Origin of the sequence: Mucilaginibacter pallidiroseus (assembly GCF_007846085.1) — a bacterium.
GTDB lineage: Bacteria > Bacteroidota > Bacteroidia > Sphingobacteriales > Sphingobacteriaceae > Mucilaginibacter > Mucilaginibacter pallidiroseus.
On record NZ_VOEJ01000007.1, the window covers coordinates 51,272 to 71,165 of the forward strand.

The 19,894-nt window shown below is 43.5% G+C and carries 22 protein-coding genes and 1 tRNA gene; 3 read left to right on the plus strand and 20 right to left on the minus strand.

What is annotated here, in order from left to right; translation table 11 throughout:
* Positions 1–265: 265 nt before the first annotated feature.
* From FPZ43_RS14410 to FPZ43_RS14440, 7 genes are all read right to left on the minus strand, one after another.
* Positions 266–874: a Rid family hydrolase gene (locus FPZ43_RS14410; RefSeq protein WP_146382641.1), complete on the minus strand. Its 609-nt coding sequence runs from the start codon at positions 872–874 to the stop codon at positions 266–268.
* Positions 841–1,251, minus strand: a complete 411-nt coding sequence (locus tag FPZ43_RS14415) for a plasmid mobilization protein (RefSeq protein ID WP_146382642.1) — start codon at positions 1,249–1,251, stop codon at positions 841–843. Before FPZ43_RS14415 ends, FPZ43_RS14410 begins: the two co-directional genes overlap by 34 nt.
* Positions 1,252–1,421: 170 nt before the next feature.
* Positions 1,422–1,679, minus strand: a complete 258-nt coding sequence (locus FPZ43_RS14420; RefSeq protein WP_146382643.1) for a hypothetical protein — start codon at positions 1,677–1,679, stop codon at positions 1,422–1,424.
* Positions 1,680–1,869: 190 nt separating this feature from the next.
* A complete protein-coding gene (locus FPZ43_RS14425) occupies positions 1,870–2,283 on the minus strand; it encodes a ParA family protein (RefSeq protein ID WP_146382644.1) in 414 nt (137 codons plus the stop codon).
* Positions 2,284–2,475, minus strand: a complete 192-nt coding sequence (locus FPZ43_RS19440; protein WP_146382645.1) for a nucleotide-binding protein — start codon at positions 2,473–2,475, stop codon at positions 2,284–2,286.
* 74 nt (positions 2,476–2,549) lie between these two features.
* Positions 2,550–2,879, minus strand: coding sequence for a helix-turn-helix domain-containing protein (locus FPZ43_RS14435; protein WP_146382646.1), 330 nt, complete (start codon positions 2,877–2,879; stop codon positions 2,550–2,552).
* Positions 2,880–3,194: 315 nt separating this feature from the next.
* Positions 3,195–3,268: transfer RNA gene (locus tag FPZ43_RS14440), tRNA-Asn, on the minus strand.
* A gap of 97 nt (positions 3,269–3,365) precedes the next feature.
* Here FPZ43_RS14440 and FPZ43_RS14445 point away from each other — a divergent pair.
* On the plus strand, positions 3,366–4,283 hold the full coding sequence (locus FPZ43_RS14445) for a PfkB family carbohydrate kinase (protein WP_146382647.1): 918 nt from the start codon (positions 3,366–3,368) through the stop codon (positions 4,281–4,283).
* Between the two features lie 429 nt (positions 4,284–4,712).
* Here the strand turns inward: FPZ43_RS14445 and FPZ43_RS14450 are convergent, their stop codons facing one another.
* The 13 genes from FPZ43_RS14450 to hemA form a co-directional block, all read right to left on the minus strand.
* Positions 4,713–5,714, minus strand: coding sequence for an ABC transporter ATP-binding protein (locus tag FPZ43_RS14450; protein WP_146382648.1), 1,002 nt, complete (start codon positions 5,712–5,714; stop codon positions 4,713–4,715).
* A 144-nt stretch (positions 5,715–5,858) separates the two neighbouring features.
* A complete protein-coding gene (locus tag FPZ43_RS14455) occupies positions 5,859–6,680 on the minus strand; it encodes an outer membrane beta-barrel protein (protein ID WP_146382649.1) in 822 nt (273 codons plus the stop codon).
* Between the two features lie 33 nt (positions 6,681–6,713).
* On the minus strand, positions 6,714–7,439 hold the full coding sequence (locus FPZ43_RS14460; protein ID WP_146382650.1) for a hypothetical protein: 726 nt from the start codon (positions 7,437–7,439) through the stop codon (positions 6,714–6,716).
* Positions 7,429–8,001 (minus strand): RNA polymerase sigma factor, encoded by a 573-nt coding sequence (locus tag FPZ43_RS14465; RefSeq protein ID WP_146382651.1) that lies wholly within the window; start codon positions 7,999–8,001, stop codon positions 7,429–7,431. The genes FPZ43_RS14460 and FPZ43_RS14465 overlap by 11 nt, the downstream gene beginning before the upstream one ends.
* Before the next feature lie 215 nt (positions 8,002–8,216).
* Entirely contained in the window at positions 8,217–8,750 is a 534-nt protein-coding gene (locus FPZ43_RS14470; RefSeq protein WP_146382652.1) for a CopD family protein, read from the minus strand.
* Positions 8,751–8,896: 146 nt separating this feature from the next.
* Positions 8,897–9,922, minus strand: coding sequence for a uroporphyrinogen decarboxylase (gene hemE, locus FPZ43_RS14475; RefSeq protein WP_146382653.1), 1,026 nt, complete (start codon positions 9,920–9,922; stop codon positions 8,897–8,899).
* Between the two features lie 81 nt (positions 9,923–10,003).
* Positions 10,004–10,525, minus strand: coding sequence for a tetratricopeptide repeat protein (locus FPZ43_RS14480; protein ID WP_146382654.1), 522 nt, complete (start codon positions 10,523–10,525; stop codon positions 10,004–10,006).
* 3 nt (positions 10,526–10,528) lie between these two features.
* Positions 10,529–11,236: a response regulator transcription factor gene (locus FPZ43_RS14485; protein WP_146382655.1), complete on the minus strand. Its 708-nt coding sequence runs from the start codon at positions 11,234–11,236 to the stop codon at positions 10,529–10,531.
* Between the two features lie 24 nt (positions 11,237–11,260).
* Positions 11,261–12,130, minus strand: coding sequence for a sensor histidine kinase (locus FPZ43_RS14490; protein WP_146382656.1), 870 nt, complete (start codon positions 12,128–12,130; stop codon positions 11,261–11,263).
* A gap of 61 nt (positions 12,131–12,191) precedes the next feature.
* Complete coding sequence (gene hemL / locus FPZ43_RS14495; protein WP_146382657.1) at positions 12,192–13,505, minus strand: glutamate-1-semialdehyde 2,1-aminomutase; 1,314 nt, start codon at positions 13,503–13,505, stop codon at positions 12,192–12,194.
* A 149-nt stretch (positions 13,506–13,654) separates the two neighbouring features.
* Positions 13,655–14,626, minus strand: coding sequence for a porphobilinogen synthase (gene hemB / locus FPZ43_RS14500; RefSeq protein WP_146382658.1), 972 nt, complete (start codon positions 14,624–14,626; stop codon positions 13,655–13,657).
* 102 nt (positions 14,627–14,728) lie between these two features.
* A complete protein-coding gene (gene hemC / locus FPZ43_RS14505; RefSeq protein WP_146382659.1) occupies positions 14,729–16,303 on the minus strand; it encodes a hydroxymethylbilane synthase in 1,575 nt (524 codons plus the stop codon).
* 158 nt (positions 16,304–16,461) lie between these two features.
* Positions 16,462–17,685, minus strand: a complete 1,224-nt coding sequence (gene hemA, locus FPZ43_RS14510) for a glutamyl-tRNA reductase (protein WP_146382660.1) — start codon at positions 17,683–17,685, stop codon at positions 16,462–16,464.
* A 166-nt stretch (positions 17,686–17,851) separates the two neighbouring features.
* On the opposite strand from hemA, the gene FPZ43_RS14515 reads away from it, so the two are divergent.
* Positions 17,852–18,223, plus strand: a complete 372-nt coding sequence (locus tag FPZ43_RS14515; RefSeq protein WP_146382661.1) for a DoxX family protein — start codon at positions 17,852–17,854, stop codon at positions 18,221–18,223.
* A 72-nt stretch (positions 18,224–18,295) separates the two neighbouring features.
* Positions 18,296–19,822, plus strand: coding sequence for a bifunctional GNAT family N-acetyltransferase/carbon-nitrogen hydrolase family protein (locus FPZ43_RS14520; protein ID WP_146382662.1), 1,527 nt, complete (start codon positions 18,296–18,298; stop codon positions 19,820–19,822).
* The last annotated feature ends 72 nt before the right edge of the window (positions 19,823–19,894 follow it).

A 19,894-nucleotide genomic window follows, 5' to 3' on the forward strand; every position in this document is an offset into this window, starting at 1 on the left:
AAATGGTATATCTGGAAGACGGGAAGAAAATAAATGAAAGATAAGTTGTCCGGAAATGCAGAGATATTCGGCCCGGCAGGACCCCTTCCGACTTCGAAACAGGTCAGCTGATCCCGGTAAGGAATAAGACAAGATCTTAGCAAGAGCTACACCTTAGTATTCGGTAGAAGTGAATAACGCGGGCTAGGTCAGCCCTCATTACTCACTTTCAGATAATTTACGTTATAAAGCAGCAACCCTATATCCGCCATTTAAGAAGACCCGGCTATTTCATAGCAACCACTTTTATTTCGACAACCTGACCGGGTATAGCCAGTTCGCTAACTCCGATGATCGAACTTGCAATCCTTTTTGGATCGGGATAAAATTTAGCGCCTATTGTTTTTCTTGTCTGAAAGCCCGCCTGCATTTCCGTTACATAAATAACCTCCTCCATAATATCATCTTCCAGGTAGCCAAATCCATTTAACAGGTTTTTAATGTTCGTATAGGCTAACGACATCTGCTTTTCCATGCCTTCTGCTAAAGTACCTTTTTCATCATGACCTAATTGTCCCGATACATACACCATATTTCCATTCTTTACGGCCTGCACATAGCCATACTCATCTTCCCAGCTGGCGATCAGCTTACCTTCATCTATGGTTTCATTGACATCAAAATTCAGGGACAAATGAAGCGTACTGGTCTTGGTTCGTATGTTTCGCCCGGCCAGATCTGTCAGCCTGAAAAGCTTGTCGTCAAATGATAATAACCGATCACTTTTGGTGTAACCATTCGTGGCCAGTAGTTGTGCTTTACCTGACTTGACTTTGTTCTCATTGTAGTAAAGAGCGCCATTCAGGCTTTTACCACTTTCAATTTTTGCGACCATAGATCAGCATATTTGTTCATTCTTTCCTTGACCTGATTGATCGATGGCTCCAGCTTCCCATTGATGATTGTCATCAAATTCATCCATAAACGGGTGTCGGGAAAGCCATGAGCGCTATTTATATTCTTAACTGCCTGGTTCAGATTATTGCCGATGTAATTCAACTCCCGTCGGAGCAGGGCTAGTTCCTCCAATATTTCGTCCATAGATTGGTCCCGATGGACTATAGTAACCGGCTCACCTAAAATCATAGCCCGGCTATATTCACTCAGCGTCTGAAAGGTGGATCTTTTATACCGTTTTTGAAGTGAATCTTCTTCGCTGGGTTTCAGCCGGATCTTCAAATACCGCGAACGGTTTTCATCGTTTTTTTCCATGATAAACTTGTCTATATCAAACCGACTCCGGAGTGTTTGACAATGGTCCCGGACCGACTCCGGAGGGAAGGGCAAGATTCGTTTGTGGTACAAACGTACATCTTGCTAACTGCAAAAAGACAGCAGTTTAATCCCTTCCCTATTGTCATTGCATCTCTTCACGGTCTGATTTATTGATCTCCATGTTCCTTCAAAAAGTTCTGTAATGCCTGTATAGTTATATCCTTTTGCGAAATATCATTTCGTGCTCCGTAGGCTTTGATTCTTCTTTTTAATCCTTTAGGGATCCAGTTGTTAAAACGTGCTTCTTCTTCATCCGCAGACACTGTTAGCACCTTGATTGGTTGCACTTGTTGAATAGGCGTTTGAGGCACTTCGTTTTTAATCTTACTTGCCAGGTTACCCAGCTTCTTTTTATAATCATCCATAGCGATCAAACTTTATGAACATTTGTCTAATGCTACAAATGCAGCAATGAATATTTGAATACTTCTTGTAATGAATATTTGAACAGGTCTATATTTGTAGTTTGCTACAAATGCACATTTATACAAACCTACATTTGTACAATTGCAGGTTTATTCAAATGAACGTTTGTACAAATGTTCATTGCTACATTTATACACTGATAAGATCAACGATCTCTTCTGCAAGAAAAGTTATCTCTTCAATTGCCTTTTGATCAGTACTTTTCAGGATGCCGGCTGTCATTGAGGATCGAGCCAGGCTTACCCGGTCAAATACACGTGATTTTAATAAAGGAGTTCCCAGCGTATGAATTAACTCAACAACCTCGGCTGTTATACCAGATCTTGGCTTTAACATATTGAGCACAATCCCCGCCTTTAATCTCTGATTTTGAGCTTGGGCAAATTTGATTAGAGCCAGTGTCGACTTGATCGCCATCACATCAAAGAATCCGGCTTTTGTTGGTACGAGCACATAATCAGAACATCCAAAAAGTTCGTTTAAACGATTAGATAAATAGGGAGGGGTATCGACTATGATCAGTTCATAGTCTAAATAAGGTATCTAACCAATTTTCTCGGGAGCCAGAATCTCAAGTTCCGAAAAATTATCTTTTAAGTGATATATACTGCCCTGTAGATCTGAGTCGATCAGGGCGACCCTTAATTGATCCTTAAAGCATAATGCCAGGTTCAATGCAAGGGTGCTTTTGCCGACGCCGCCTTTCTGGTGCGCCAATGTGATGATCTTTGCCATAACTGATTATTTAAATGTGGACTAATTAATCTCGCATGCTGGAGCGCTCAAGAGATTTCAGAATATCAGAAGGATTAACGGCGCCTCCCCGGTATCAAATTAATGGAGTTGGCAATCTCGGAAAGCGTGCTTTTTTTGCCGGACCTGATCCACTCCAGTAGTTCATTTTTATTAAAGTACAGCTTTTTCCCTTGTTTGCTCACCGGAATTTCGCGGCGGCAAACTTTGCCGTAAATCGTGGAGATCGATAAATTGAGAAATGCCGAGGCCTGCTTTATTGAAAACAAACAATCACTATCCGTCTCATTAGGATGGTCATGACTAAGAATATCTTCAATTTTAGAAACTTTCTCCAAAAGTTCGCTTACCGCCTTGGGTAACTGGTCAAATGTTAATACTTCCATAACAGCTGGTTTTGTTTGTTATGGAGGCAAAGTTATCTACTGAAAACCGGAGGATACTCCGAGTTTGTCCGAGTCGGACAGCTAAAAAATCAAAACATCGGTAATAAAGCAGATTATTCTAAGCGGTAAAGATTTCATCATTGTAAAATTGGGAAGGTAGATTCCGTTTTAAAGGCATTTAAAGCTTCTTAAATGGCTCAAGTCGCAATTGAAAGAATTTTCGTTCTTGTATGCAAGTATTGAAAAACTATGCGAAAACTATGCGAATAAAAAAACCCCACTCGCCAGAGTGGGGTTAAATCATTGATTTTGAGGCTCCTGAGGCTGGGCTCGAACCAGCGACCCTCTGATTAACAGTCAGATGCTCTAACCGGCTGAGCTACTCAGGAGTGTTTTCCGGTTTGGAGAGTGCAAAAGTATGTTTTCTGCTGATATTTCACAATATTTGCGCAAGAAAATTTTAAAAAAAATTAAAAAATATTTTACATGAGTTTGTTAGTTATTGGTACTGTGGCATTTGACGCAATTGAGACCCCCTTCGGAAAAACAGATAAAATTGTTGGAGGGGCCGCAACCTACGCAAGTTTGGCCGCTTCTTACTTTTATGACAAGGTAAAAATTGTTGCCGTTGTTGGCGACGATTTCCCCAATGAGGAAATTGCCGACCTTAATAATCATAAAATCAATACCGAAGGTTTGCAGGTTAAGCAAGGCGAAAAGTCATTCTTTTGGAGTGGCAAGTACCATAACGACATGAATAGCCGTGATACGCTGATCACCGAACTTAATGTTTTGGCCGACTTTGATCCGATCATCCCGGAAAGCTACCAGGACTGCGAATATTTAATGTTGGGTAATCTAACGCCACAAGTACAGCAAACAGTTATTAAAAGGCTTAAAAACCGCCCTAAACTAATTGTGATGGACACCATGAACTTCTGGATGGACATAGCCATGGACGATTTACTTGAAACCATTAAAATGGTTGATGTTTTAACCATTAACGATGCCGAGGCGCGCCAGCTATCAGGCGAGTACTCTTTGGTTAAGGCAGCACGCAAAATTTTGACTATGGGGCCAAAATACCTGATCATCAAAAAAGGCGAGCACGGCGCATTGCTTTTCCACGAGGATCACATTTTCTCGGCCCCGGCCCTGCCACTTGCCGAAGTGTTCGACCCAACAGGTGCCGGCGATACCTTTGCAGGCGGCTTTATTGGCTATATGGCCAAAGTGGGCGCGGTAAACTTCAACAACATGAAAAACGCCATTATCTTCGGTTCCGCCCTGGCGTCATTTTGTGTTGAAAAATTCGGTACCGAAAAAATCAAAAACCTTACCGAAGCAGAGGTTGCTGCCCGTGTGCAGGAGTTTGTTAGCTTATCTTCATTCCAAATCGCTTAATATTTTCAAGCACATACAGCAAGTCCCGGTTGATGTTTTTAATCAACCGGGGCTTCTTATTTATTTGGGCGTTGCCTTCGGCCAGGCTTTCCACTCATACGCCTTCAGGCCTTAGCCACAAGGCCGGTATCCGTTTCAATCCTTAACGCAAGAGAATATGCTGCAAGTAAAGGTGTTTTATCCTTTGAAAGGGATCGTAAAGATGAAGTGGTTGCGTGCCTACGGCACGCATTCCTTTTAGTTTCATACAGCTACAAAGCTTAAATCACTAACGGGACATTCACACGCGCTAACTTTTAACCAAAAAGTCTAATTTTGATTATTCAGCCTGCCGTTCTGCCCCATCCGGGCAAAAGCTTTGTAGAAATCAAGAACATAAAGCATTTGGCTCCGTAGGTGTCAAACAGCCATATATAGCATCAAAATACTCTAATACTCCAACCACTTTTTAATCTTCACGCCTACCTTATCGCCTTCGGTGTATTTGCCGCTTTCGTCGTTTACGGCGCGGAGTAGTACACCGTTATTTTCCAGGATCAGGTCTTCATAAAAACCTTTAAAAAGCACCTGCTTTACTATCCAGGTATTTGTTTTTAAAACATTGCTCAAGCGCACCCATTCAGGATATATCACAACATTACCCTTTTCACTTTTAACGCCCGTTGCGGTAGCAGCTTCTTCGGCGGTTAACACATTGCAGTTGGTTAAAAGTTCGGCGGTATATAGGTTGAGCGGATTGTGATACAATGTTTTTGGGTGCCCGGTTTCCACAATTTCGCCTTGTTTGATTACGATTAGCTCGTCGGCCATAGAGAGGACTTCTGCCGGGTCGTGAGATACCATAATGACCGTAATGCCGGTTTCCTTCACAATCTGCCGTATATCATGCTGTAAGCCTTCTCTAAATGATGTATCAACCTGGTTGAAAGGTTCATCCAGCAGCAAAACTTCTGGGCGTGTAATGATGGCTCGGGCAATGGCAACGCGTTGTTTTTCGCCACCGCTTAAATCTGCAACTCGCTTAAGCGCCATTTGCATCATATTGAGCTGGGTAAGCACCTGCTCGGTCTTTTCTTCTTTAAGCTTAACGTTGGTACTCGGCAGCATGGCCGCAACGTTATCCCAAACGCGGGCAAACAGGTTGAGATCATCGGTATGCTGGGTTACCATTTTCATGGCATCATGGCCGGGTATCAGCTTTTCTTCTGGGCCCCAAATGCGCTCATCTTTAAAAGTTACCTGGCCTTCATCGGGCGATAGTAAGCCGTAAAGTAAACGAAGCAAGGTACTTTTACCGCTGCCGCTTTCACCAATTATCGCCGTGATTTTGCCCGGCGTTATTTCCAAGCTAATGCTCTTTACACCCGACGATGTTGGCCCGCTATATATTTTTGATACTGATTGTGCCTTTAAAAAAGATGATTCTGCCATTTCCGTTCAAAGATAACCGCGATTAAGCAGATTTAAACCGCGATTAAACAGATTATTGAGATTTGCACGATTTTAAACCGTGATTAAGGGCTTGGCACGATATAGTCAAAATCTGATCAATCCCATAATCAGCTTAATCCTGGTTTACCAACCCACGCTCATGCCAAAGTTAAACTGGCGTAGGCCATTTTGGGGAGGGCTATTTTCAAACATATCATTGAAGTAATATTTGGCAAATACACCAATACCGCCGTAACCTATCCTTGCCGCTGCACCGTAACGTACTTTAGCAAAGTGATAGTTTCCACTTAACTTTAGATCGCCGTTTTCTTTGCTCTCCTGTTTAAGGCTGCTGCTGATGAGTATGCCAACATCCGGGCCTAATACAAAGTGCGCGCGCCTGCCGTCAGCATCATCCTTGGTACGAAAATCAAAAGACAGCGGGATGCGGATATATGTTGCCGAAAGGCGGTTCTTATCATACTTTACACCATCGTATATGTAGCTTAGTTGTGGCTGGTCGCGCTGTATGGTAACGCTTTCGCGCAGGCGCAGATTTGTCCAATCGAAACCACCGGCCACATACACCTTAAAGCTGCTGTTGAAGCGGTAACCTAACTGCACAACATCAAAACCAATATTACTGCTGCGCCACGAACGGTAGTTTAAAAACTGATTTTGCGGTTTTAGCGAAAAGCTGCCATTATCATTAAGCGTTGTAAGGCCAATATCAAAGCGGGTAAAAGTAAGCTCGAAGGAAAAGCCCGGCGCTTTTGAGTAAGTGGTAATGGTATCGCGCTGGTTAATGTTAACCTGGGCCACATCATCGCCAAAGCCAAATTTAATGCGACGCGGCCTTGGTTTTTCGTTTTCGCTGGTGTTGTTATTCGTGGTATCGCTGCCGGTTTGCGCAAATACAGTAGCAGCCATAAAACATATGGTAAGGGTAAAAAATAAGCGTTTCATAATGTGTTAATGTGCGAATATAAGCTGATTTTATCAGTCTTGTTTTTTAATTTTCATGAAGCCAAGATTAATACCCGTGATGGTTGCTTCATCGCCATCGGTATTGGTAAATTCAATTAACTTGTCTTTGCGTTTGTCAACCTTGCTTACTACAACGTTAATTAAATCGCCAAGCGTTTTTATGCGTGGTTTTTTATGCGCCACCGCAGCCATGCTTTTTTGCGGCGTTTGCACAGCAGGGTTAAGCCTTGTTTTAAACTGAACATCTTCATCATCAAACTCGGCTGGTTCAACAATGGGCGTTTCTATGCCAGGTACAACCGCAGCCAACAACTCTCCGCGCGGGGCAGCCATCGATTGCTCCCCAATAGGCAGCGCAGCTTTTACAACACGCCTCGATTGGTTATTTGTATGTTTAATTTTAAAACGCGCCGCGGCGATGGCCGTTCTATCAACAGCCGGAGCTTCAGCTATTACTGGCTGCTTTTGTTCAACCTCAATAACTTTTTGTATAGGACTTTTTACGGCTGATATCATTTGGTCTGCCTTATCTTCTTTGCTGTTGTGATTTTTAACAAAGTAAACGCCTGCCATAGCTACAACAAGCAAACTTGCAGCTACGCTTAACCAAGCCATACGCTTTTTGCGTTTGCCGGCATTGATAGTATATGCGATATTTTCCCATACCCTTTCATCGGGTTGTACCTCGAAATTTTGCAGCCCGCTGCCAAACAACTGGTCAATGTCTTTATCTTGCATATTCATATTTTTTTTTATCGATGCTCAACACCTGTTCTTTTAAAATTGCGCGGGCTCTTGATAACTGCGACTTGGATGCACCCTCGCTAATGCCCAATATCTCCGCTATCTCTTTATGCGAATGCCCGTCAATGGCGTAAAGATTAAACACCATGCGGTAACCTGCAGGCAAGCCGGTAATTAATCTCAATAAATCTTTAGCCTCAAGGCTGCTTGCTGCAAGTGCATCTACCGACGGATCGTTGCTTATATCGCTGATATCAACCAACTGCATCATTTTATGGTGTTTGCGGTAATATTCAATAGCGCTGTGCACCATAATGCGCCTTACCCAACCTTCAAAAGAACCATCGCCGCGATAACAATCAATTTTTTGAAACACCTTTATAAAGCCATTCTGCAGCATGTCTTCGGCCTCCATTTTGTCTACTGCATAACGCATGCATACACCCAGCATTTTGGCAGCAAAAAGTTTGTACAATACTTCATGCGCGTTACGCTGCCCGGCTTTACATCGCTGCACCAAATCGTCAATAGAGGCATTAGGTTTCAAAAGCATCATTTAAAGGTTAGATGATGATACTTACCTAATGGTTGCACGAGGTATAAAATATTTTTTAAAGTTTAGTTGGCGCGTAGCTGCTGATAAGCAGACGTTGTGAGTTCCTGAAATAAATTAGGATGACTGGAGAAGTGTGCGACGTAGCCATCATGCCAAGTTACCTGGCATCTTACCGGTAGATTATTTCCGGTGCTTAAAAAGAAAATAAATTCGGGCTACTTCTTTTCCCTAAGATATTTATAGATCTTAACAGCCGACATCAGTATCAGGCTGAAAACAATGATACCAACCACGCCGAAGATCCAATTAACGGCGCTTTTAAGCACCACCAGGAATACTACAGCAAACAGGATGATGGTTGCTAACTCGTTCCACAAACGGAGTTGGATAGATGTCCATTTAAAAATGCCTCGGGCCATTTGTTTCATGATGCGCTGGCAAATGAAATGATATACAATAAGCCCTAAAACAAATGCAAGCTTTACGTGAAGCCACGGCTGTGTCCAGTAATAAGGGTTAAGATACAGCATAGTGGCACCGGCAATAATAACCAGGTACATGCTAGGCGTAGCAATTGCCCACCAAAGGCGCTTCTCCAATATCGCAAACTGGTCTGACAGGATACTTTTAGCAGGCTCGGGCTTTTCTTGCGCCTCGGTGTGGTAAATAAAAAGGCGCACCCCGTAAAACAGCCCCGCCATCCAGCAGACTACAAATATGATATGTATGGCTAAAACGTATTGGTACATATGCAATCTTAGTAAGTGTCATTGCGAGGAGCGGAGCGACGTGGCAATCGCGTCGCGTTTATTATCAGGCGACGTGATTGCCACGCTAACGCTCGCAATGACATTTGGTTTTACTGTCCTCCTTTCAGGAGGCCGGGGGCTCCGTCTTAATATCTAAACTCTTTTACTACCTCTATAGCGTATTTCACGTTATCAAAAGGAATGTCGGGCATAATGCCGTGGCCGAGGTTGAAAATAAAACCCGGCTCGTTACGCATGCGCTCAAACAAGCGATGAATACGATCTTTGATTACCGGTTTATCAGCATACAAAATATGCGGATCAAGGTTGCCTTGTACGGCTACACCTTGCGGCAGGCGTTTTTTAATATCTAACAGATCAACATTCCAGTCAATAGATACCACATCCGGTTTAGCCTGCGCCATTAGCGGTGCGAATACCGAGCTGCCTTTACAGAAAGATATTACGGGGATATCCTTACGTTTCAGTTTGCTGATGATCTCCACAATATAGCGGTGCGAAAATTCGCTGTAATCATCCCACGATAAGGCCAATGCCCAGCTATCAAATATTTGCACGGCATTTACACCGGCTTCAATCTGCAGGTTCAGATAATCGGCTGTTACGGTAGCTATTTTTGATAGTAGCTGATGCGCCATCTCCGGGTGGTTATGCAACATCAGTTTGGTGAGCTTAAAATCTTTTGATGAACCGCCTTCAACCAGGTAGCTCATTACCGTGAACGGCGCACCGGCAAAACCAATAAGCGGTATGCTGCCATTTAAACGCTGCTGAATCACTTTTATGGCATCGGCAACATACTGCAGGCCGTCGCCTACATCTGTTTTTAGATTATCAATATCAGCCTGTGTACGTACCGGGTTGGCAAACTTAGGCCCTACGCCCGCGGTGAAGCTCAGGTCGCCGCCCATGGCTTCGCCTGTAACCAGGATATCTGAAAAAAGGATGGCGGCATCAATACCCAACAGATCAACCGGCAACATGGTAACATCTGCCGCAATCTCGGGGGTTTTGCACATTTCCAAAAACGAATACTTGTTTTTGATCTCCCAATACTCGGGCATAAAACGGCCTGCCTGGCGCATCATCCACACGGGCGGGCGTTCTGTTAAATTTGAAAATGCGGCTTGTAGAAATAAGGAATCTTTCATGTGCTTGGAGAGTCAAGAATTGGGAGACAAGAGTCAGGACAGCAAAGCCTTAACTCTTGATTCTTATATCTTGAATCTGTTTTAATTTTTCTTCAACTCCTGCTCAACTTTATGGATCACATCCTTCATTTTGGCAGTTATTTTATCTTTATGTTTTTCTGTTAATGACAGGTAGGCCCTGGCTTTATCGTAATTACCGTTGCGTATGCTGATGTTCGCCACATGTACCAGCGCGGCCACATGGTCATTAGCGCTGCGTAGCGGGTATTGTGCTGCAAGCTCGTAATGCACACCGGCTTCATCATACTCCCGCTTTTGCATGCAAACGCCGCCGTAAATAAATTCATAAAAACCACGGCGGTTCTTGCTCAGCTTTTCTGGGTCGGGTACTTGCAGCAGCAAGCTTTCGGCCCGTGCGTAGTCCTTTTGGTGAAAGGCTTTAGCCGCTAATACTATTGTGCCTTGTTTATAATAACCCCATACCAATAATCCGATAAATAAAACTGCGAGTGCCGCAATTTCATAAATCTTCATTTGTATGGCAAAAACAGCAATTAGTACAAAAAGCCCGGCTACAAAAATGCGTGCTTTGCTTGTAAACATTTATTAGTGCTGGTTATCAGTAAACTTATACCCTACTCCGCGTATTGAGTGGAAGTACACAGGATTTTTTGGATCCGGTTCAAAATACTTACGGAAGGTAAGGATGAAGTTGTCAATTGTACGGGTAGACGGGTAAACGTCATAGTTCCATACCGTTTCCAGGATCTGCTCGCGAGATACCGCCTCATTACGGCGCTCGATAAGCAGCTTTAACAACATCGTTTCCTTTTTGGTAAGCGGCGTGATGCTTTCATCCTCATTAACCAGCTCGAACGAATTAAAGTGGATAGTTTTGTCGCCTATTTTGTAGCTGTTAAATTCTTTCAAATCATCGCCTTTAAGGCTGCGTTTTACCAGGTTGTTTACGCGTAGTATCAGCTCTTCCAGGTTAAACGGCTTAGTCAGGTAGTCATCAGCACCTTTTTTAAGGCCCGATATTTTATCCTCATTTGTGTTTTTTGCCGTCAGGAACATGATGGGTACCTCAGAGTTTTCCAGCCTGATGGTTTCGGCAACCACAAAGCCGTCAATCTCGGGCATCATCACATCTAATATTACCAGGTTAAAACGCTCTTCCTTAAATATCTGTAAAGCTTTTTTACCATTATTTGCTGTTGATACTTTATAACCTTCCAGCTCAAGGTTCAGTTTTATGGCTTCTAACAAATGCTCTTCGTCTTCGGCCAGCAAAATTCTTTTTTTAGTTAGCATGGTGTCTGTTAATATGATATAGGTTTATGCAAATACAACCTCAAAAACACTGCCGGCAGGGCGGTTATCTTTAACCTTTATACTTGCCTGGTGCTTATCAAGCACCTGTTTAACAATATATAAACCCAAACCGGTACCTTTTGTGTTACGTGTTTCTTCACTACCTACACGGTAAAATCTATCAAAGATGCGGGCCTTCTCCGTATCAGCTATCCCGATGCCATGATCGGCAACCTGGAAATATATTTTGTTATCTTTCTCCCAAAGCTTCACGTTTACAGATTCGCAAGGGCTTGAGTATTTAATAGCATTTTCGATAAGGTTGGTTACCACCGAGGTTAGCGCAAACTTGTCGCCCGTTATTTCAATCTTTGGCTCAATTTCGGCATTGATGATCTGCTGGTTGCAATCGCACTTACTTATTTGCAGGCGGTTAACAATGCTATCAACCAATACAGATAAATTGAACTCTGCTTTGGGGAAAGTATATGAGCGATTTTCGATCTTTGCCGCCAACAGCATGTTCTCAACCATGTCATCAAGCCGCTCGATATCTAATAGCGACTTATCTATAAAATCAAGCACCTGCGCTTTAGTAAGATCGCGCTTCTGGATGGTTTGCAACAGCAACTTGATAGACGCCAGCGGCGACTTCAGCTCGTGCGTTACCGAGAGCAGGAAGTTTTTCTTTTGCTCGTGCAGTTTGGCCTCTTTATTAAGCGATTTGTGCATGAAGTATGCACCGACAGTAAACACCATGATAAACATTGCCCCTTCGCCAAGTATCATGCCTGTGCGTTGCGGCTGTGTTTTAACTAGCATATACCCCCACCAAATTAGCTCGGCAATTGCATAAGTCACAACGGCATAAAATATGAGCAATGTCTTTTTCATTGAGCCTCCTCTAAATCTCCTCCTGAACGAGGAGACTTTTTTTGTTGTTTTTAATCAGCGCTTAATTGTTACTAAATACAATATCAAGGCTATCAAATATAGCAGTTTTTGTGATTTCCAAATCATTTGCGGTATGGGCAGCAGATATGAAGCCTACCTCATACCCCGACGGACCAAGATAAATGCCCCGGTTTATCAGTTCGCGGTGCATGGTTTTAAACTTGATCATGCTTTCCGGGTCGATATCATCCGCAGTTGCTATTCGCTCTTCATTAGTGAAAGCAAACCAAAATATCGAGCCAATGGTAAATACTTTGAAATTGTAATTACGTTGCTCAGCAAAGTCCTGGATAGCTTTTACGAAACCTTCAGTTTTTAATTTCAGATCATTATAAAACCCTGGTTTTAATAACTCAGTTATTTGGGCTATACCGGCGGCCATTGCCACCGGGTTGCCTGATAAAGTGCCGGCTTGGTAAACCGACCCAACAGGCGAGATATGATCCATAATTTCGGCTGAGGCGCCATAGGCACCAACCGGCAAGCCGCCGCCTATTATTTTACCATAAGTAATAATGTCCGGCTGGATGTCGTAATAGCCCGCTGCACCTTCAAAGCCAACACGAAAACCGGATATTACTTCATCGAATATCAGCATAGTACCATTATCGGTACAAACATCGCGCAGATATTGCAAGTAGCCTTTGGTTTGTAATAACAGCCCATTGTTGGCAGGTACAGGTTCAATGATTACCGCAGCAATTTGCCCTTCAAATTTTTCGAATGCTTCCTGTATGGCGCGTTTGTCATTTAACGCTACTACTATTGTTTCATCAGCAAAAGATTTTGGCACGCCTGCAGATGATGTTTCGCCAAATGTTACCAGGCCCGAGCCCGCTTTTACCAATAAACTATCTGAATGGCCGTGATAACAGCCTTCAAACTTTAATATTTTGTCGCGTTTGGTGTAACCCCTCGCCAGCCTGATGGCCGACATAACCGCCTCTGTACCCGAGCTTACAAAGCGTATCTTTTCAATAAAGCTATTGTTGCTTAGTATCAACTCAGCAAGCTCGTTCTCTAAAGCGGTAGGCGCGCCGAAAGACATACCTTTCTGCATTACTTCGGTAACCTTTTCGCGAACGGCTGCATTGTTATGCCCCAAAATAAGCGGGCCCCATGAGCAGCAAAAGTCAATAAACTCGTTACCATCGGCATCCCAGATATGGCTCCCATCGCCTTTTTCTATAAAAAGCGGCGTACCATATACGGATTTAAATGCCCTTACCGGTGAGTTTACCCCACCCGGAAAGTATGTTTTTGCCTTTTCGTACAGTTCTGCAGATTTTTCTCTGCTTATATCGTTTACTTGCATTTTTTTACTTTATGTCATTGCGAACGATAGCGTGGCAATCTCGTCGCTTTTATACCGTCTTGCGCGGAGATTGCCGCGTCGCTACGCTCCTCGCAATGACGCGTTTTGTTGTTTCGGCCAAGAGCTTTATGCTTTCACCTTTCAACTCCCTACAGCCACTTATTCTCCAACACTTCTTTGGCGTGGTAGGTAAGTATTGCGCTGGCGCCTGCACGGCGGAAACTGGTAAGCACCTCGGTAACCGAGCGTTGCTCATTTAACCAGCCGTTGCGTACTGCAGCTTTAATCATGGCGTACTCGCCGCTTACATTGTAGGCAGCTACGGGTAATTCTGTTTGGTCTTTAATCAGCTTAATTACATCCAGGTAAGGCAAACCGGGCTTTACCATTAAAAAGTCGGCACCTTCCAATTCGTCCAAACGGGCCTCGATAAGCGCTTCGCGCTGATTGGCCGGATTCATCTGGTAAGTCTTTTTGTCACCGAATTTTGGTGCAGAATTTAGTGCATCCCTAAACGGACCATAAAATGCGCTTGCATACTTTGCCGAATACGACATGATAGATACGCCCGTAAAACCAGAGTCATCCAACACTTTGCGTATATAACCTACACGGCCATCCATCATGTCTGACGGGGCAATGATATCGGCACCGCTCCGTGCATGTGCAAGGGCCATTTTGCCCAATATCTCTAAGGTTTCATCATTCAGGATCTCGCCGTTTTCAACAATACCATCGTGACCGTCGCTGCTGTATGGGTCCATGGCTACATCGGTAATTACGCAAGCTTCCGGAAACTCTTTTTTAACGGCGCGTATGGCGCGCAGGTAAAGGCTTTCGTCGCGGTGGCTTTCGGTAGCGTGCCTGTCTTTAAGTGCCTCGTCAATGTTCGGGAACAAATCAAACGAGTTTAAGCCAAGCTTCATGCAGCTCTCTATCTCGCGCAGCAGGTTATCTATCGAGTACCTGAAAATACCTGGCATTGATGATACCTCGGTTTTTTGGTTCTCGCCTTCTACAATAAATAACGGAAAAATTAAGTTGGCCGCACTTACGTGTGTTTCCTGCACCATTTGGCGGATAACTTCACTTTTGCGGTTCCTTCTTGGTCGTTGTAACATAAGTCAGTTCATTTGTTCACAGGTTAATTTGTTGACTGGTAAATGGTGTAAACTTGAAATAAGCGACACCAATGAACCATTAAACAAATAAACTATTGAACATTATAGTCCAAACACAGCCTCTGCAAGCCCAACTTCGTCGGGCGAGAAAGGCAGGGTGTACTTTACACCCATTTCTTCAAATTTCCGGCCGGTTGATTTGCCTATGGCTACTACTTTTTGGCCGGGCTCCAGCAGGTTGTCTGCAAAATAAGCTTCCACATTGCTTGGGCTGGTAAATACCAGCACCTCGGCGCCGCTTGGCTCAACATTTTCTTCTAACACGGTTTCATAAACCGGCAGATCGATTATCTTGGTTTCAGCCGATAAACCCTGCTGTATGCTTCGCATTGGGTTATCAGCTCCCGGGAACAATACGTTTTTACCATTTGCCAGCGCTGCAAAATCAGCAGCTACATCCGCCGTGTCATTGCTATCACCAACAAAATCGGCAAAGTGACCATTACGGCGCAGCATATCTTCGCTGCCTGCACCCATTACCCCAAACTGGATCTTTTTGGGGAACTGCGGGTTAAGTTTAAAAAAGTATTCAACCGCATTTTTGCTGGTAAAAAATATCCAGTCGATGTTCCGTAATATGTACGAATCAAACTTTGTGATAACCGGTACGGTGCGTATTAGCGAGCGCGCCTCGATATTAATTTTATGCTTTGACAACGCACGATTAAAATAGCTTGTAGGTGGGATATCTCGCGATATAAACACGCTCGACGGCAACTTCCTATCTTTGGCAAACTTGGCTACAATAGTATCGGCAACGCCGTCTAAGGTATCAGCCTCAATAAAAAACCTATCAGGAAAATCTTCGCCGGTATCACCTTTAGAGGTAAATACCTGGAATTTGCCTTCGTCGCGGCGGCAGTAAACACCTAAGGGTAAATGACAACCGCCACCAAATTTCTTTAGTACGCCACGCTCCAATGCCAGCTCTTCGGCCACATCCGGGTGGTTAAGTGCCTGAAGGGCCTCGAACAGTGCATGATCGCTTTCACGAATCTGGATACCTAATACACCTTGAGCCGGTGCGGGCACAAATTCGGTAGCGGTTAATTCTTCAACATGAAATTCGCTCAGGTCGATACCTAAACGGGTAACACCGGCTTTAGCCAGCATTATGGCATCATACTTTTCGTCGCGCAGTTTACCAATGCGGGTTGGCACATTGCCACGCAACTCATCTATTTCCAGGTCGGGGCGCAGGGCAAGCAATTGTGCCTTACGCCTGTTTGATGATGTACCTACCAAGCCACCGAATTTAACCGATAACTTTTGGCGCACATCAACACAGTCCTTCAAGATCAACAACAGTTCAGCCGGGTCTTCCCGTTCTGAAACTGCTGCGATAATGAGTCCCGGAGGATTTTCGGTAGGCAGGTCCTTGTGCGAGTGCACTGCAATATCAATGGTGCCTGCCAGTAATTCTTCTTCAAGTTCTTTGGTAAAAAACCCTTTGCCTTCAAGCTTATCAAAGCTGAGGTTAAGGATACGGTCGCCCTGGGTTTTTATGATCTTTAATTCGGCGGGTATGTTTATAGCGGCAAGGCTGTCTTTTACAAAGTGAGCCTGCCATAAAGCTAATTCGCTGCCACGCGTTCCAATGATTACTTTTCTGTCCAAAGATTTAAAATTTACGTTACAAATTTAATTTTTTAATGTACAGTAACGCAGTATTAATTAAGGATATGAGAGTATGCTGACGGATAGCAGATTAATGACAGGCTGTAGCAAGTTTAGCGCAGCTTAATTTGCAGCATTCGTTAAAGGGAGGCTGTAGCTTAATTATTGATCAATATATCCTTCGCCATAATCATGGGTACGCTGATATATTTCTTTTCCATGTAGTTGATCACTTTTTCCAGTATTTCGCGCGATTCTTTATCCATACCTTGCACCTCTTCGGCAAACACGGTATTTACGGCATTATTACGGATCTCTTTGATCTTTTCCGGAACCTGGCGCATGGCCAGTTCAATTTTACGCTGTTTAAGCATAACCAAAAACTCGGATATGTTTTGGTCTATAATGGCTTCGGCGTGTACCAGTTCCTGGTAACGCTCCTGCAAATTCTTTTTGGCAACCTCGTTAAGCGAGTGTACCTCTATAAAGTTAACATCAAACTGCTCCAAAACTTCGGGGGCAGTATCATTTGGCACGGCAAGGTCAACAATTGTTTTTTTGCCGGTTTCGGCATTAAGCAATTTGGTGTAAAGCTCAGGGGTGATAATAGGCTCGGTCGCCGATGTACAAGTGATAATGGCATCAAAGCCTTTATCAAAAGTTTGCAAACCTTCTAACGTGAATGCTTCGCCTTTTAAATCCTCGGCCAATTGCTGCGCTTTTGATAGCGTGCGGTTAAATACCGAGAAATTTGAAAATTTATGCTTTTGAAGATATTTTGAAAGATTGCGGTTAGTTTCGCCAGCACCGATGATAAGCACGCGGGCGTTTGAGCAAAGTTTAAGGTCCTTAAGTTTACGGTACGCCAATGAAACTACCGAAATAGGATTTTTTGAAATATTGGTGTGCGTGTAAACCTCTTTAGCCGTTTTTACTACGCAATCCATTATCATGCGCATCTTATCAGACGTGAGGCCCACTTCCCTGGCATCCTCGTAAGCTTTACGCAACTGGGCAAGTATTTCCTTTTCGCCAACTATAAGGCTCTCCAAAGAGCATGACGTACGCAGCAAATGCGTCATAGCTTCCTGCGCTTCGTAAATAGCGGCAGAATCCACAAATACACTGGTTGCATGTGGACAAAGGCCAATACCCATTGCTTCGATAAAAGCGTGGGCAAATTCTCGGTCGACAATTTGCGGCGTAATCATCACAAATTCGACACGGTTACAAGTGGCAAGGTAAAATATTTCATCGATACCAAACCGGGCTTTAACCTCATGAAGTTTATCGGTAAGGTTCTCCTGGCATATTACCAACCTTCCCAACTCTTTAAGCTCGATTTGTTTATGCGTGAAAGCTATTACCTTTAAATACTTCAATGCCTTTGTTTTTGAACCCTACAAAAGTAATACACCATGTAGCATGCTATGTCAAAAATTTGTCAAACAGGGGTATTTAGAATGGTTATAAATTAGAAAGGATTATCAAAATAGCCTATGCGATTTTGCCAATTCATTGTTAAACAAAATAATTAAGCTGTAAAAATTGAAAATCGTTAAAAAAATCAGTCTTTTAGTTTTGATTGCCGGCTACTTTATAGCCGGGTTAAACCACTTTTATAATCCGGCTTCATACGTAAAAATTATACCTGATTATCTACCTTTTCCATTAGTGTTGAATTATCTTTCGGGCGTATTTGAAATACTATTTGCTGCTTTATTAATCAGTACTAAAACCCGAAAGCTTGCTGCTTACGGAATAGTTTTAATGTTGACAGCTTTTTTACCAGTACACATCACAATGCTTATTGATGCACCTATGCAATTGGGTAAGTTAACGGTTACACCTGCACTTGCATGGGTGCGGTTGTTGTTACAGCCCCTGCTGATGCTTTGGGCATGGTGGCACAGGCGTTAAGTTGCCATTAAATTATTATCGCTTGCTACTCCAAACCAAACAATTACAGCTAAACATAGTTAAAAAGGCACTATGGATTTGCAAAGTATTGAATTACGCAACCTGGAGGCACAGGACTACCAGGAGTTAAAAAAGTCAATGAAATCGGCGTACCTGGATATGGACGAAGATTACTGGGACGCCAACTCTATTAAAAAACTCATTAAGCTTTTTCCTGAAGGCCAGGTTTGCGTTACGGTAAACGGTGAGGTGGTTGGCTGCGCGCTATCCATCATAGTTGATTACAGCAAATACGGCGATAACCATACTTACAAGCAAATAACTACCGATGGTAGCTTTAAAACCCATACCGATAAAGGCGACGTACTTTATGGTATTGAAATATTTGTACACCCTAAATACCGCGGACTGCGCCTTGCACGCCGTTTATATGAAGCCCGCAAGGCACTATGCGAAAAGCTGAACCTGAAAAGCATTATTGCCGGTGGCCGTATCCCTAACTACCAGAAATATCAAAACGACCTTACCCCGCGCCAATACATAGACAAGGTAAAATATAAGGAAATATACGACCCTACGTTATCGTTCCAGCTATCGAACGATTTTCACGTGCGTAAAATTTTACGTAACTACTTGCCCGAGGATAGCCGCTCTAAAGGTTTTGCTACGCTGATTGAGTGGAACAATGTTTACTACGAAGAGGTAAGCTCGGTCATCAACCAAAAAACCAACGTACGTATTGGCTTAGTTCAATGGCAAATGCGCTCATATAACAACCTGAGCGAACTGCTTAAACATGCCGAATATTTTATTGACGCGGTAAGTGATTACCAGTCGGACTTTATATTGTTTCCGGAGTTGTTTAATACGCCGCTCATGGCCGAGTATAACCACATGGATGCTGCGAAGGCCATGCGCGAACTGGCTAAATTTACCGAGCCTATTGTTGAGGCGCTATCCAAATTTGCAGTATCATACAACGTAAATATCATTGCGGGCAGCATGCCTAAAATAGAGGATGAATCGTTATACAACGTATCGTACCTGTTCCGCCGTAATGGTAGTATGGAAGAAACCGTTAAGATACATCCTACCCCATCCGAGATCAGTTCATGGGGTATGCGCGGCGGCAACGACATCAAAGTATTTGATACCGATGCCGGTAAAATAGGTATTTTGATATGCTATGATGTGGAGTTCCCTGAGCTGTCGCGCATATTGGCTAACCAGGATATGCAGATATTATTTGTGCCTTTTTTAACCGATACCCAGAATGGTTATAACCGTGTTAAGTTTTGTGCACAGGCCCGCGCTGTCGAGAATGAGTGTTACGTTGCCATTGCCGGCTGCGTGGGCAATTTGCCTAATGTAAATAACATGGATATATCGTACGCGCAATCGGCCGTGTTTACCCCATCCGACTTTGGTTTCCCAACAAACGGCATCCAGTCTGAAGCTACGCCGAACAGCGAAATGATTGTTATTGCCGATGTTGACCTTTCGGTTTTGGGCGAGCTGCACGAATACGGCAGCGTACAAAATCTTAAAGACAGGCGTACGGATTTATACGGTATTATGTATAACGGGCGTAAAGTGTAGATTAGCCGCATGATTCTTACCGAGCAATATACCATTCCCGGAGCTAAGGGCCGCCCAATAACGGCCGATCTT

Coding starts and splice junctions, on each gene's coding strand:
- FPZ43_RS14410 (WP_146382641.1), bottom strand. CDS start 874: ATGGTCGCAAAAATTGAAAGTGGTAAAAGCCTGAATGGCGCTCTTTAC.
- FPZ43_RS14415 (WP_146382642.1), bottom strand. CDS start 1,251: ATGGAAAAAAACGATGAAAACCGTTCGCGGTATTTGAAGATCCGGCTG.
- FPZ43_RS14420 (WP_146382643.1), bottom strand. CDS start 1,679: ATGGATGATTATAAAAAGAAGCTGGGTAACCTGGCAAGTAAGATTAAA.
- FPZ43_RS19440 (WP_146382645.1), bottom strand. CDS start 2,475: ATGGCAAAGATCATCACATTGGCGCACCAGAAAGGCGGCGTCGGCAAA.
- FPZ43_RS14435 (WP_146382646.1), bottom strand. CDS start 2,879: ATGGAAGTATTAACATTTGACCAGTTACCCAAGGCGGTAAGCGAACTT.
- FPZ43_RS14445 (WP_146382647.1), top strand. CDS start 3,366: ATGAGTTTGTTAGTTATTGGTACTGTGGCATTTGACGCAATTGAGACC.
- FPZ43_RS14450 (WP_146382648.1), bottom strand. CDS start 5,714: ATGGCAGAATCATCTTTTTTAAAGGCACAATCAGTATCAAAAATATAT.
- FPZ43_RS14455 (WP_146382649.1), bottom strand. CDS start 6,680: ATGAAACGCTTATTTTTTACCCTTACCATATGTTTTATGGCTGCTACT.
- FPZ43_RS14460 (WP_146382650.1), bottom strand. CDS start 7,439: ATGCAAGATAAAGACATTGACCAGTTGTTTGGCAGCGGGCTGCAAAAT.
- FPZ43_RS14465 (WP_146382651.1), bottom strand. CDS start 8,001: ATGATGCTTTTGAAACCTAATGCCTCTATTGACGATTTGGTGCAGCGA.
- FPZ43_RS14470 (WP_146382652.1), bottom strand. CDS start 8,750: ATGTACCAATACGTTTTAGCCATACATATCATATTTGTAGTCTGCTGG.
- hemE (WP_146382653.1), bottom strand. CDS start 9,922: ATGAAAGATTCCTTATTTCTACAAGCCGCATTTTCAAATTTAACAGAA.
- FPZ43_RS14480 (WP_146382654.1), bottom strand. CDS start 10,525: ATGTTTACAAGCAAAGCACGCATTTTTGTAGCCGGGCTTTTTGTACTA.
- FPZ43_RS14485 (WP_146382655.1), bottom strand. CDS start 11,236: ATGCTAACTAAAAAAAGAATTTTGCTGGCCGAAGACGAAGAGCATTTG.
- FPZ43_RS14490 (WP_146382656.1), bottom strand. CDS start 12,130: ATGAAAAAGACATTGCTCATATTTTATGCCGTTGTGACTTATGCAATT.
- hemL (WP_146382657.1), bottom strand. CDS start 13,505: ATGCAAGTAAACGATATAAGCAGAGAAAAATCTGCAGAACTGTACGAA.
- hemB (WP_146382658.1), bottom strand. CDS start 14,626: ATGTTACAACGACCAAGAAGGAACCGCAAAAGTGAAGTTATCCGCCAA.
- FPZ43_RS14520 (WP_146382662.1), top strand. CDS start 18,296: ATGGATTTGCAAAGTATTGAATTACGCAACCTGGAGGCACAGGACTAC.